The 12,116-nt window shown below is 52.4% G+C and carries 11 protein-coding genes; 4 read left to right on the forward strand and 7 right to left on the reverse strand.

Translation table 11 applies throughout. The features are described from left to right. Positions 1 to 35: 35 nt before the first annotated feature. The 4 genes from ACMYR3_RS00410 to ACMYR3_RS00425 form a co-directional block, all read right to left on the reverse strand. Entirely contained in the window at positions 36 to 1,397 is a 1,362-nt protein-coding gene (locus tag ACMYR3_RS00410; RefSeq protein ID WP_424193450.1) for an FIST signal transduction protein, read from the reverse strand. A gap of 89 nt (positions 1,398 to 1,486) precedes the next feature. Further along, positions 1,487 to 2,458, reverse strand: coding sequence for a PhaM family polyhydroxyalkanoate granule multifunctional regulatory protein (locus tag ACMYR3_RS00415; protein WP_424193452.1), 972 nt, complete (start codon positions 2,456 to 2,458; stop codon positions 1,487 to 1,489). Positions 2,459 to 2,880: 422 nt separating this feature from the next. Then, the gene (locus ACMYR3_RS00420) at positions 2,881 to 3,321 is read right to left on the reverse strand and encodes a hypothetical protein (RefSeq protein ID WP_424193454.1); all 441 of its coding nucleotides are present in this window, start codon (positions 3,319 to 3,321) and stop codon (positions 2,881 to 2,883) included. Next, positions 3,305 to 3,787 (reverse strand): hypothetical protein, encoded by a 483-nt coding sequence (locus ACMYR3_RS00425; RefSeq protein WP_424193456.1) that lies wholly within the window; start codon positions 3,785 to 3,787, stop codon positions 3,305 to 3,307. The genes ACMYR3_RS00420 and ACMYR3_RS00425 overlap by 17 nt, the downstream gene beginning before the upstream one ends. 132 nt (positions 3,788 to 3,919) lie before the next feature. On the opposite strand from ACMYR3_RS00425, the gene ACMYR3_RS00430 reads away from it, so the two are divergent. Both ACMYR3_RS00430 and ACMYR3_RS00435 read left to right on the forward strand, forming a co-directional pair. Beyond that, complete coding sequence (locus tag ACMYR3_RS00430) at positions 3,920 to 4,570, forward strand: LuxR C-terminal-related transcriptional regulator (RefSeq protein WP_424193458.1); 651 nt, start codon at positions 3,920 to 3,922, stop codon at positions 4,568 to 4,570. Then, positions 4,563 to 6,371: an ATP-binding response regulator gene (locus ACMYR3_RS00435; protein WP_424193460.1), complete on the forward strand. Its 1,809-nt coding sequence runs from the start codon at positions 4,563 to 4,565 to the stop codon at positions 6,369 to 6,371. Before ACMYR3_RS00430 ends, ACMYR3_RS00435 begins: the two co-directional genes overlap by 8 nt. 51 nt (positions 6,372 to 6,422) lie before the next feature. Here the strand turns inward: ACMYR3_RS00435 and ACMYR3_RS00440 are convergent, their stop codons facing one another. The 3 genes from ACMYR3_RS00440 to ACMYR3_RS00450 form a co-directional block, all read right to left on the reverse strand. Beyond that, a complete protein-coding gene (locus ACMYR3_RS00440) occupies positions 6,423 to 7,649 on the reverse strand; it encodes an NAD(P)/FAD-dependent oxidoreductase (protein ID WP_424193462.1) in 1,227 nt (408 codons plus the stop codon). Positions 7,650 to 7,765: 116 nt separating this feature from the next. Beyond that, positions 7,766 to 8,539: a DsbC family protein gene (locus tag ACMYR3_RS00445; RefSeq protein WP_424193464.1), complete on the reverse strand. Its 774-nt coding sequence runs from the start codon at positions 8,537 to 8,539 to the stop codon at positions 7,766 to 7,768. Positions 8,540 to 8,554: 15 nt separating this feature from the next. Further along, positions 8,555 to 9,754 carry an FAD-dependent monooxygenase gene (locus ACMYR3_RS00450; protein WP_424193466.1) on the reverse strand — a complete coding sequence of 400 codons (1,200 nt, stop codon included), beginning with the start codon at positions 9,752 to 9,754 and terminating at the stop codon, positions 8,555 to 8,557. 57 nt (positions 9,755 to 9,811) lie between these two features. On the opposite strand from ACMYR3_RS00450, the gene ACMYR3_RS00455 reads away from it, so the two are divergent. Beyond that, positions 9,812 to 10,813, forward strand: a complete 1,002-nt coding sequence (locus ACMYR3_RS00455) for an MOSC domain-containing protein (protein WP_424193468.1) — start codon at positions 9,812 to 9,814, stop codon at positions 10,811 to 10,813. A gap of 92 nt (positions 10,814 to 10,905) precedes the next feature. Continuing rightward, a complete protein-coding gene (ychF, locus tag ACMYR3_RS00460) occupies positions 10,906 to 12,000 on the forward strand; it encodes a redox-regulated ATPase YchF (RefSeq protein WP_424193470.1) in 1,095 nt (364 codons plus the stop codon). The last annotated feature ends 116 nt before the right edge of the window (positions 12,001 to 12,116 follow it).

Below are 12,116 nucleotides of genomic sequence, written 5' to 3' on the forward strand. Positions count from 1 at the left end.
CATTTTGGCTAATGTTGTGAAATTAAATAATTTAATTACACAAACAATGTCAGCACACCCGAATAGCTGTACAGTCGATCAAAGGCAATTTCGCTGTTGGCAAACAGACCAATCAGTGGAACTTCACCGAGTTGTTGGGCAATTAGTTTGAGTTCGGCCGAGGGACCGCTGGGATTACCTTCGCCCAGTGAGCCACCGCCGCGGGCGATACATGAAATATAGATGGCGCCTTTGATGCCGCGCCCTGGATGCAGCCCGGACAAGGCTTCGGGGGCGCCAGTCACGGCTTCGCTCAAAAAGGCTTCGGGTTCTATTTCTTCGCGCAGCTCGGCGCAAATCCGAATCAGATCGGCGCGGGTGGCATTGGTATCTCGTACGCAAAAAGCCAGTTGACAACCGACTGCCACATTATCGGCAATGACCACGGTGCGATCTTTGGCATCAATACCCAAAATATGCCGCACCAGAAAGTCGCTGCCAAACTCACCAGGCGAATTATGGTGTGCGGGGAGCAGGGCTTGTGCGTCGGGCAGGCCAATGGCACAAAACAGGCCGCGCGAAACCCGGCTCAGCGCGTCGGTGGTACTTTCACTGATGGGGCTGTTGCCATCGCGTGAGGGCAGGCCCATATCGGTAATCAATCGATCCAAAGCAGGACGACCATCGAGTTCGATCACTCGATTGCCATCGCAGGCCGTGATGGTGTGTGAGCGGGCAATTGGCTGGCAACCTTGCGTCACGCGTGACACCAGTTTGACCTGTTCATCAAAGGCGACGCCGGAAAAGCCTTGTGACAATACTTCATCGGCAATATGCAAGGACGGCCCGCGCGCCGAGACCAGGCCGCCAAACAGGTAACGTGATTGCACCTGATCGGCCAGCGATTGCAGGATGATCGGCAGGCGCGGCTGGCTCGGGCTGGCATGAACCAGGGCGGTATAGGGTGAAAAGTCGTCAATCCGAACCGTGGTATCGGCAGGCTGATTGAACAGATTGCGAATGAAGTCGGCAGCCGGGCCTTCACTGATTTGTGGTGTGACGGCAGCAATCGGTTGCAGGGTTTCGTTTAATGGTGTCAGCTCGGAAAAGGTACGAAAACTGTCGGCCGGAAAGTCGCCAATCAAAATGGCCAGGGCCGGTTCGTCAAAATATTCGGCACCATTGGCTGCGATACCCATGCCCACGCCGCCCACCCAGTGTTCAATTCCGGTACGTTGCTTGAGCAGCGCCAGCATGGGTTCAACATGGCTACTCAGATAGTCGGTGAAATACATAAACCCCAAGTTGCCACCCTGGCCGTAGCCGGACAGCTGGACTTGGCCTTCAATCTGAGCCAGACACAATTCGACTGCCGCTGCCCAGTCGGGATGCATGGCGTGTCCAAAGCGAAATAGCATGAAAGTCATCTTCCTCAAAAAAGTGCCTGCGGGTGGCAGGCTTTGTTTTTATTTGTTTTATGGTTTTTGTCAGATTCTTTGTCAGATTATCAGGGTGATTTTTTTTCACGCAGGGCGCGTGCCACCGTAAAAGCCGGACGGGCAGGTTTGGGTGTGGTTGGCAGATCTGTCCGATGTTGGGTGCTGGCAGTAGCCGCCTTGGTGGTTGCTTTTTTCTTGGCAGATGCGGTGGTTTTGCGAGCAGTGTCAAGTTTGGGTGAAGCTGTATTTGTGGTGGCTGCTTGGGGTTTTACTGGCTTGCTTGCCGCGGCCTTTGGCGCTTTGCTGGCGCTTTTGGTGGAACTGCTCTTGTGGTTTTTTTTGCTGGCCGGTATGTCGGAAACGGGATCGGACTTTGCTTCAACCGCCGCACTGGCCGAGGCAGTCAAGGCCGCTTTCGCGACTTGCTGAAACTGGTCTTGCAGTTGGTTCCACCACACCGTAGCGTCAGCCAGATTGGTCGCCCAGTCTTTCATGGGCGCTGCATTGGCGCTGGCTGCAGACGCGTTTTCCTCCGTAGGTACACCCGCTTCGATATCCTCGTTGGTTTCAGTTACTTCTGGCGGGCTGGGTTCGACTATTTCGTCTGTCGCTGCCTCAGCTTGCATGGTACTTTTGCCAAGCGGGTCAGCCCAACTGCTGAGGGGGGCTTCGCTCATGTGTTTGACGGTTTCGCTGACTGCTTCACTGGCGGCGTTGGCATGGTTGAAAAAGTCGCTGACATTACCGCCGACCTTTTCCGCAAAATTTTGAATATTGATCAGTGTGGCGCGTTGTACTTCAAGCGCCTGGATGGTGGAGTGGAGCAAATTGAGGTTGACGGTCAGCCACTGTTCGACCGATTTCAGGTCACTGATTTTTTTATCGAGTTCTTCCACACTCAAGGTTGGCATTGCCCAGTTGGAGAGTCCTTGTCCAAAACCACCACCAAACAGGTTGTTGGGTATTGTGCCCGTTTTGCCGCTGGTAGATTGGGTTGCCTGTTCCCAGAATTTTTTCAGAAATTCAAAGCCGTCTGCCATGGTTGTCTCCCGGTTCGTCTCATATTCAGCTTTGTTCAGTGTAGGCTCAGACACGCGCCTTGCCAATCGCTAAATACCTGGACGATATTTGTATTGAATGGCACAGAAAATTAGTCTAGTGCCTAGTCTGTGAAGCAGTAGTCACAAAGCTCACGAATATTTTCGCCAAACAAGAGGGTTATATCGTTAATTTAGTTGGTAAAGCAAGGCATATTGGCCAATTCAGGATTGACCGACTGAGTGGGATGGGTGCAATTTAGGTGGCGACTGTTCAGGTACTGTGAAAACCAATGAGGTCGAACACCATTCAATCAATAGCCAAGAGCAATGAAATTGCCCGAGGCTTCTCAAAATGATAGCGTTTTTGGAGGCTGCTCGAGATGTCCAACTTTGCACAAGCGGTGGAGATAATATAGCCGGTCTTATTTGGTGTTCAGGGCATCTTTGAAGTCCTCAATGACGGAGGGTTCCCAATCGCGAGCCGACAAATCTTCTCGAAGCGCCCATTTCTTACTGACTACTGTAATCGTGTAATCGACAGAGGGTGTGGTTGGCTGTATGAAAAAACCGACCACCTTGCCATTTGGGGCCGAACCCACGCGCGATTTAATCGCTCCTGAGGGTTTGTGGCTTTCGACAATCTGCATATCCGTGCTCATGGCCTTGATGGCAGCATTCCAGATTTGTTCGTAGGTTTTGCCGCGCACAATAAAACTTGTGCCCCCTCGGTTGGGCTGCAAGCTGTCTGTGCTGACACAGGCTGAAACTAACAGCATCAGAATGCTAAGACCTGTTATTCCTGCAAGTTGTCGATAAGTTAAGTATTTGGGCATAGATATCGATAATTTATTTGCTGCGGTCATATTTTGGTTCTACGCCTAGACATTTGAAAATGATGCTGGTGCCACGTTGGCAGGCACCTTCGCCGAGGGCTGTTCTATCACTAATTTCTCCCTGAATCTGATATTGATTTTCCCCACCACAGACTTCTGCAATCGCATCCAGGGCCTTTTTCCTACGAGAATTCAGTAACCAGATATTGCCTTCAGTTGAGCAATAGCTAACCTGTCCAGTGGCACCAACCTGATAACCATGACTGCCAACACGCGGTGCTTTTTCTTGTGGAGAGTAGATATAAGGTTTGCCCTGGTTGGGCATCATTACGCCATCAAGAGCGCCGCAAGCGGAAAGTGCCAGTGCGACTGTTGCGCCGGTTAAGCAATGGAACAAATTCATTGAAGGTCCTTGTAATTGAGTGGTATGACGTATAAGCGGCCATCCGGTACAAACATCTGGATGTGCATAAAACGTGATCGTATTTGTCGGCATATTGTTCGTTACTGATGCGTGAAGGGGAACCCTACCGAGGTAGGGGGTAATGATATGGGCTTGATTTGGTATCCTCTGCGATTGACTAACGACTCTGGTGCAGCCATTCCCTAGCCGAATAACTCTATCGATATGACACTAACTACCGCCAGTTCGGCCTTGGTTGTGGATGACCATCCTCTCGTTGCCCGTGGCATTGCTGACTATCTGCGCACACATTGTGGCTTTTGCCGAGTTGAAGCGATTTGCCGGCTTGCCGATTTATGGACCAACATTGGACAATTTGGCGCACCGACGTTGGCCTTGGTTGATTTTTGGCTGTCGGATGGCACAGCGCTGCCCGTATTGGCGAAATTACGAGAGGCATATCCAGCCACGCGTATATTGGTCATGAGCGGCGATGATGACCCAGCTGTGCGTGACAAAGTACGGCGGTTGCCGGTAGACGGTTTTTTATTGAAACATGCCGAACCTGGGGTGTTTGCCCAGGCGATAGCAGGTGTGTTACGCGGTGAGCCATGGTTTGATGAGATGAGCCCGGTAGATCAGGTTGGTGGAGTGCGCTATCTACCCATCAGTGCCGCTGAACTCGGGTTGACGCCACGTCAGGGTGAGGTACTTGCCTTGATGCTCAAAGGATTGCCCAATAAACGGGTGGCGCAGATGCTTTCCTTGACTGAGCAAACTGTCAAAGACCATATCAGTGGCATTCTGGAAAGACTGGGCGCGCGGAATCGCATCGAGTTGATTACACGGTTGCAAGGAAGGCAGATTGATGTCTGAGCATGATCAGCAAAGTCAGGCTGGTAATAACAAGGTATTAGGCTACGCCGACATTAGCCCGAAGGGACGGATAGAGCTAATTGATGTGGCCTTTTCCCGTATCAATTATGGTTTTGGGGCGATGGTCATCGTTGGTCTGCCCTTTACAGCTTGGTATATCCACCTCAACCAGAATCCGCTAGGGCTCTTATTATGGACAACGTGGTTTTTAATCGGCCTGTTCATTGTTCGCGGATTGTATCGACGTTACCAGTGCGAGCGTAGCGAAGCGCATCCTGAAAAGACCTGGCAGCGCTGGTTGCCAAGGGTTCAGGGTATTGCGCTGGTCTATGGTACGAGTATGGCGGTTCCGCCACTTCTGACCGCGAGCCATGCAACTTTCGAATTTCAGTTGATCTACCTGGCGTCTGTGGCGGCCATTGTTGCAGGTAACTCCGTACATTCGTCGCCGGTATTGTCGGTTTTCCGTTGCTTTCTCCTGACAGGTTGGGGTGGAGTGACAATCCTGGTACCGCTCAGTTTTCCAGCTCATTGGCACTATATTTTGCCGCTGACGCTGCTGCATACCTTGACCATGCTCCGACATTCGGCAATTTCGCATCGATTTTTTCTGAAAAACATTGTGCTTCAGGAGCAGGCCGAAAAAGCGCTATATGACAAAAATCTATTTCTCACCACCGCCAGCCACGATTTACGCCAGCCGGTGCATGCCATGGGTTTTCTGGTCGAATCGATTGCGCGGAGCAATCACGATCCGGCGCTTGATGGTGCGCTGAGCGATTTGCGTCATAGTGTGCGTTCGGCCACGCAAATGTTTAATGCTTTGCTCGACTTATCCAGAATCGAAAGCGGTCGTGTACAGATCAAGACCGAAGCAGTTCATTTGGCCGAGGTAGTAAGTAATGTAGCGACAATCTTTCGCGAGGAGGCCCGCAGCCGGGGACTGACCTTACGTATTCACCTACCCCGCGGGGAAGCGATAGTACAGGCCGATGCGACAATCCTGCGGCAAATGCTTGGCAATCTTTTGCACAATGCCTTGCGCTATACCCATAAGGGTGGTGTTTTGCTGGCCGTGCGTCAACAGGACACTACTTGGCGTTGCGAAGTTTGGGACACTGGTATTGGAATAGCGACAAGTGATGGCGACAATATTTTTTCGCCGTTTTTTCGCCATCAGCATGCATGGGATATGGATGGTGCCGGTCATGGCCTAGGCTTGGCCGTGGTTGCTCGTTGCTGCACTTTGATGGGGGCCGAATATGGATTTCGTTCTCGCGAAGGCCGGGGTTCATGTTTCTGGATCCGTCTGGCGACTACTGAATCAACTACCCAACCTGCAAAGGCAGGTGTGTCCTTGCCCTTGCAGATCCTGCCCCAGCCATTGCCACGTTGGTCGGGGCGTTGTCTGGTAATCGATGATGATCCAATGGTACGGAGTGCTTGGGAGACGCTGATGCAATCCTGGGGTTTGCAGGTGGCCTGTGCCGACTCCGGTGAGCAAGCGATTCGACTGCTGGATACCGGTTATAGGCCAAATGCTGTGTTCTGCGACCAGCGGTTGCGTTCAGGCGAAAATGGTTTTGAATTACTCCGTGTCCTGCTGGAGCGTTTACCAAATGCCAGTGGTGCGATGATCAGTGGTGAGTTGGACTCAACCGAATTGGTTGCAGCAGAGGAGCTTGGATATCTCGTTTTACGCAAACCTGTGGAACCAAGTGAGTTGCAGGCTGTATTGGGACAATGGCTGTCATCAGAGCCTGTTTTACCTATACACCGGGATAGTAAGGTCAATAATTGACTGGATAAGTGCGTTTTTATTGGGGCTAATTTTATACTTATTAGGGGTATATTAGTTGCCTAACGTTGCTGCAGCCAATCCTTGCGCTGCCGCGTAGGCTGATGCCCAGGCCCACTGAAAATTGTAGCCACCCAGCCAGCCGGTCACATCCACCACTTCGCCGATGAAATACAGGCCGGGGATGGACTTGGCCATCATCGTGGTGGACGACAGCTCACGGGTGTCCACGCCGCCCAGGGTGACTTCGGCTTTTTTATAACCTTCGGTACCGCTGGGTAGCAAAAGCCAGTCCTGCAGGCTCTGAGCCAGTTCGCGCAGGGTTTTGTCGGGCATGTCGGCCAGCTTTTTATGTTCATCCAGGCCCAGTCGAGTCAGCCATGCTTCGGCCAGACGGCGCGGTAAATAATGCGCCAGCACATTGCCCAGTGACTGCTTGCTCTGACTTTTATCGGCCAGTAACACTTCAGTCAGATTGATGTCTGGCGTCAGATTTAATGTCAGCACCTGACCATGCTGCCAATAGCTGGAGATTTGCAAAATTGCCGGGCCCGACAAGCCACGATGGGTGAGCAGCAAATCCTCATGAAATGTCACCGGCTTTTTGCCATACAGTGGCGCTGGCTGGGCGCGCACCGCGGCCTTGAGTGAAGCCCCGGCCAGCGGCACAAAGGGTTGCCATAAGGCGGCATCAAAGGTCAGCGGTACCAAGGCTGGTCGGGTTTCAATCGTCTTCAAGCCAAACTGGCGGGCCAGCCGATAACCCCAATCAGTCGCACCAATCTTGGGAATCGCCAAGCCACCTGTGGCCACGACCAGCGCACGACTGCTGAATTCACCTGCGGCGGTGCCAACAATAAAGCTTTCGCCCTGGCGTTGCACGGCGTTGACGGCACAAGGTCGCAACCACTGCACATTGCCCAGCGCGCATTCGGCGACCAGCATGTCGATGATGGCTTCGCTGGAGGTATCGCAAAACAGTTGCCCCAGATGTTTTTCATGAAAGCCAATCCGATACCGTTTGACCAGGCTGATGAAGTCGGCAGGTGTGTAGCGTGCCAGTGCCGAACGACAAAAGTGTGGATTGGCCGACAGATAATTGGCTGGTTGCGCGTTGATATTGGTAAAGTTGCAGCGCCCACCGCCTGAAATTCTGACCTTTTCGGCCAGTTGTTCGGCATGGTCTATCAATAAAACCTTGAGCCCGAGTTGGCCGGTCACGCCAGCACAAAACAGCCCGGCAGCACCAGCCCCGACGATGATGACGTCAAATTGGCTCATGCAAAAGCGTGGGAGAAGTCGCAAGTAAAGGTAGCAACTAAAAATAAAAACTGCCAGCCTGTTGAGGGCTGGCAGTGGGTTGGCAGCATAAGCGACGCTGGTGGTGACGTGGCCAATTATTTTTTGACGGTACTGGTGGTACCCGCTGGCATAGGAGCAGGGCCAGCCTGTGCCATCATTTCTTCAATCTTTTCAATGGGAATCACGCCAGGCACGCGTTTGCCATCAGCAAAAAACAGGGTGGGTGTGCCGCTGATTTTTTGACGTTGACCAAAGTCGACAATCTGGTCGATCGGTGTATCGCAATTGGCGCCGGTCGGGGTTTTCTTTTCCAGCATCCAGTCGTACCAGGCCTTGGTGCGATCAGTTGAACACCAGATGGCTTTGGATTTGTCAGCTGAATCAGGGCTCAAAATAGGATAGAGAAACATGTAGATGGTCACATCATTCAATTTGGAGAGTGACTCTTCGAGCTTTTTGCAATAGCCGCAATTGGGGTCTTCAAAAACAGCTACGGTGCGCTTGCCATTGCCGCGGGTAATTTTGAAGGCCAAGTCCAAAGGCAGTTCATCAAAGCGCACTTTGGTGATGTCTTCAATGCGTTGGGCGGTGAGGTTGTTGCGGCTGTTGACTTCGATGATCTCACCTAGGATCAGGTATTTGGCTTCTTTGTCAGTGTAGATGATGTTGTTGCCGCTACGAACTTCATACAGGCCGCCATAAGGTGTGGCTACAACGCTGTCGATTTTACTGCGGGCACCCAGTTTGGCATTGAGCTTTTTGACGATGGCGTCTTCAGTTGGGCCAGCCAGGGCCGAAGTGGCAAGTGCCATGCAGATGCTGGCAGTGGTCAACAGACCGAGTGCCGCACGGCGGCTAAATGATGTCATGTAAAACTCCAAAAATCAGCCCATTGCGTGGGCAATCAACATGCGCTTGAGCGGCCCTAAGGGGTCCAGCAAACTCATGCCGGTATTGCGTAACCAACCCGCTAAGGGGTGCGGATTGGTAAACAGGTGATGCAAACCATCGGTAGTGAGTTGCATCAGTTTAATCGGTTCGGCACGGCGGCGCGTATAACGGGCCAATACCCGTGCATCACCACAATCGCGCCAGTTTTCTTTTTCAGCCAGCACCGCCAGGAGATCACGCACATCTTGCAAACCCAGATTCAAACCTTGACCAGCCAGTGGGTGTACCACATGGGCGGCATCGCCGACCAAGGCAACCCGCTGGCTGGTCAACTGCTCAACTTTGAGCAGTTGCAAGGGGTAGCCGCCAATTGCCTGGGCATCGTTCAATTCACCCAAGGTATGTTGGCTCAATAAGCTTACCCGTTGGGCTAATTCGGCCGAGGAAAGTTCCAGCAGTTCTCTGGCCAGGGCTTCAGGTGCTGACCAGACCATCGAGACGCGCACAGGATCGGCCAGTGGCAGCAGCGCCAAGACACCGTGCGACGTAAACCATTGATGGGCAATTTGTTGGTGTGGTTGGCTGGTTTGCAGATGCGCCACTACCGCCGTCACGCCATACGGTTTGCTGGTACTGCTGATGTTGGCAGCATCGCGCAGCCAGGAGCGGGCACCGTCGGCACCCACGACCAGTTGTGCGGTGATGGCGCTGAGCAGGGTGCCATGATCATTGCCCAGGATGAGCGTGGCGTGACCGGAATCGGTACTCAAGCCGGTGGCTTTGGATTCAAACCGGCTCAGATTCTTCATAAAAGGTAGGGCGGCATCCAGTGCGGCTTCAATGGCGCGCTGCTCCATGATGCTGGCAAGTCGTTCGACGTGCGCCTGATACGCCGTAAAGTCGAGATGCGCACCACGATCGCCCGCAATTTTCATTTGATGCACAGGACCAATGCGCTCAGACGGAATCGCCTGCCAGACCGATAGCTGATCGAGCAAGGCCTGCGATCCAGGTGAAATGGCATAGACGCGCTGATCCCAGCCCTGCTGCAAGTCTTCGCGAGGGATCGGTTTGGCACCAACCAGCGCTACCTTCAGGCCAGCTTGAGCCGCACCCAAAGCCATCGCCTTGGCAGCCACGCCACCGCCCACTACAGCCAACGCATATTCGGCGGTACTGCTTGAAGAAATCATGGTCTACGTATTTAAATCCTAAAAGCAGCATGATAAAGCTTTATCAAGGGGCTGGGCATGATCAGCGCAGCAATACGACACCGTCTGCAGGGACAATCTGATACGGATCAAGTCTTGCTGTCAACGAACAGTTGTCTTGAACTTGGGGCTGGCACTGTGACGACCATCGCCATCGTGGTTCTATACAATCAAGGCATTATTTTTATTGGACATTGCATCATGCCCGCCATCATTACGGATCTGATTGTTTATCCCATTAAATCGTGCGCTGGGATTTCGCAAAAAAAAGTGTTATTGACTGAAACCGGTTTTGAGCATGACCGGCAATGGTGCGTAGTCGATGAAGCAACGGGCGATTTTTTAACCCAACGCAGCCTGCCACGCATGGCCTTGATCCAACCGCGCCTGGGTCTGGATGCCTTGCATATCAAGGCGCCCGGCATGCTCGAACTCAATGTGCCCTATGGCAGTGAAGGTGAGCATTGCGAGGTCAGCATCTGGCACGACAAGGTCAAAGCCTATGATCAGGGCGATCTGGCGGCGCAATGGTTTTCTGATTTTCTGGGGCATTATGTCCGGTTGGTGCGTTTTGATACCCAGCAACGCAGGCTCTCCAGCCCGCAATGGACAGGCGAGCATGAAGCGCTCAATGCTTTTTCCGACGGTTATCCGATTTTGGTGGTGGGCGAAGCCTCATTGGCTGATTTAAACCAAAGGCTGCTGGCCAAAGGTCAGACCGCCTTGCCGATGAATCGTTTTCGCCCTAATCTCGTGGTCGATGGTCTGGACGCTTTTGAAGAAGACTTTATTGACATCTTTGCCAGTACCAATGGCGTGCTGTTGAAAGGTGTCAAACCCTGCCCACGTTGTCCGATTCCGACCATCAATCAGGAAACCGCCGAACAGGGCGTGGAGCCAACCGACACGCTGGCCACCTATCGCGCCAACGCTAAGGTGGGCGGTAGCGTGACATTTGGCAATAACCTGATCATTTTGGCGGGGGTTGGTCAGACGCTGGCACTGGGCGGCGCGCTGGACTGCGAAATTGCTTTTGAATAAGTGTTGATGATGGGGTGAAAGCCCATAGAAAGAGGAATCCACAGAATCATGAAGGGCACTGTTAAAATTACCAATTTTTCTGAAAGCCCATCATGAGTTTGCAATGTGGCATCGTTGGTTTGCCCAATGTTGGCAAGTCCACGCTCTTTAATGCCCTGACCAAGGCTGGCATCGCGGCCGAAAATTACCCTTTTTGTACCATCGAGCCCAATGTTGGGATTGTTGAAGTACCGGATCCGCGCTTAAAAGGTCTGGCTGATATCGTCAAGCCGGAACGTATTCTGCCCGCTGTGGTGGAGTTTGTGGATATTGCCGGTCTGGTGGCCGGTGCATCCAAAGGCGAGGGTCTGGGCAACCAGTTTCTCGCGCATATTCGCGAAACCGACGCCATCGTCAACGTGGTGCGCTGTTTTGAAGATCCCAATATCATTCACGTGGCTGGCAAGGTCGATCCGATTGCTGATATTGAAGTGATTCAAACCGAACTGGCACTGGCCGATTTGGCTACGGTTGAAAAGGCTTACCAGCGCTATGTCAAGGCGGCCAAGTCGGGTAACGACAAGGAAGCCATCAAGCTGGTGGCCTTGCTGGATCGCGTCTTGGCGCATCTGAATGAAGCCAAACCAGTGCGCTCCATGAATCTGGATGCCGAACAACTCGGTCTGCTCAAACCACTGTGTCTGATTACGGCCAAGCCGGCGATGTTTGTAGGTAATGTGTCTGATTCAGGATTTAAAGATAACCCCTTGCTGGATAAATTGGCCGAATACGCCAAGACCCACAATGCGCCGATGGTGGCAATTTGTGCTGCGATTGAAGCAGAGATTGCTGATCTGGAAGATGCCGACAAGGAAGTGTTTTTGGCCGATATGGGGATGCAGGAGCCGGGTCTGGATCGTTTGATTCGGGCGGCTTTCAAACTGCTCGGTTTGCAGACTTACTTTACCGCAGGCGTTAAAGAGGTGCGTGCCTGGACTATTCCAATTGGCGCAACTGGCCCACAAGCCGCAGGGGTGATTCATACCGATTTTGAGCGTGGTTTCATTCGTGCTCAAACGATTGCTTATGAAGATTTTATTGCCTACAAAGGTGAGCAGGGTGCCAAGGAAGCTGGCAAGATGCGTGCTGAAGGTAAGGAGTATGTGGTTAAAGATGGCGATGTTTTGAATTTCTTGTTTAATGTTTGATATTTAATTATTTGTTTTAAAGTTTGAAGTACAGCGTACAGCTAGGCGTCAGGCAAAAACGGCAAGGAGACTGCCGCCCAGTTTGCAAGATATGTTGAGGGGGCTCGGCACTGTAT

The sequence above is a fragment of the Ampullimonas aquatilis genome, assembly GCF_049675895.1.
Classification (GTDB): Bacteria; Pseudomonadota; Gammaproteobacteria; order Burkholderiales; family Burkholderiaceae_D; genus Ampullimonas; species Ampullimonas aquatilis.

Excerpts from the sequence above, each read along its gene's own strand:
- ACMYR3_RS00410 (WP_424193450.1), bottom strand. The coding sequence starts at position 1,397 with ATGCTATTTCGCTTTGGACACGCCATGCATCCCGACTGGGCAGCGGCA.
- ACMYR3_RS00415 (WP_424193452.1), bottom strand. The coding sequence starts at position 2,458 with ATGGCAGACGGCTTTGAATTTCTGAAAAAATTCTGGGAACAGGCAACC.
- ACMYR3_RS00420 (WP_424193454.1), bottom strand. The coding sequence starts at position 3,321 with ATGACCGCAGCAAATAAATTATCGATATCTATGCCCAAATACTTAACT.
- ACMYR3_RS00425 (WP_424193456.1), bottom strand. The coding sequence starts at position 3,787 with ATGCCGACAAATACGATCACGTTTTATGCACATCCAGATGTTTGTACC.
- ACMYR3_RS00430 (WP_424193458.1), top strand. The coding sequence starts at position 3,920 with ATGACACTAACTACCGCCAGTTCGGCCTTGGTTGTGGATGACCATCCT.
- ACMYR3_RS00435 (WP_424193460.1), top strand. The coding sequence starts at position 4,563 with ATGTCTGAGCATGATCAGCAAAGTCAGGCTGGTAATAACAAGGTATTA.
- ACMYR3_RS00440 (WP_424193462.1), bottom strand. The coding sequence starts at position 7,649 with ATGAGCCAATTTGACGTCATCATCGTCGGGGCTGGTGCTGCCGGGCTG.
- ACMYR3_RS00445 (WP_424193464.1), bottom strand. The coding sequence starts at position 8,539 with ATGACATCATTTAGCCGCCGTGCGGCACTCGGTCTGTTGACCACTGCC.
- ACMYR3_RS00450 (WP_424193466.1), bottom strand. The coding sequence starts at position 9,754 with ATGATTTCTTCAAGCAGTACCGCCGAATATGCGTTGGCTGTAGTGGGC.
- ACMYR3_RS00455 (WP_424193468.1), top strand. The coding sequence starts at position 9,812 with ATGATCAGCGCAGCAATACGACACCGTCTGCAGGGACAATCTGATACG.
- ychF (WP_424193470.1), top strand. The coding sequence starts at position 10,906 with ATGAGTTTGCAATGTGGCATCGTTGGTTTGCCCAATGTTGGCAAGTCC.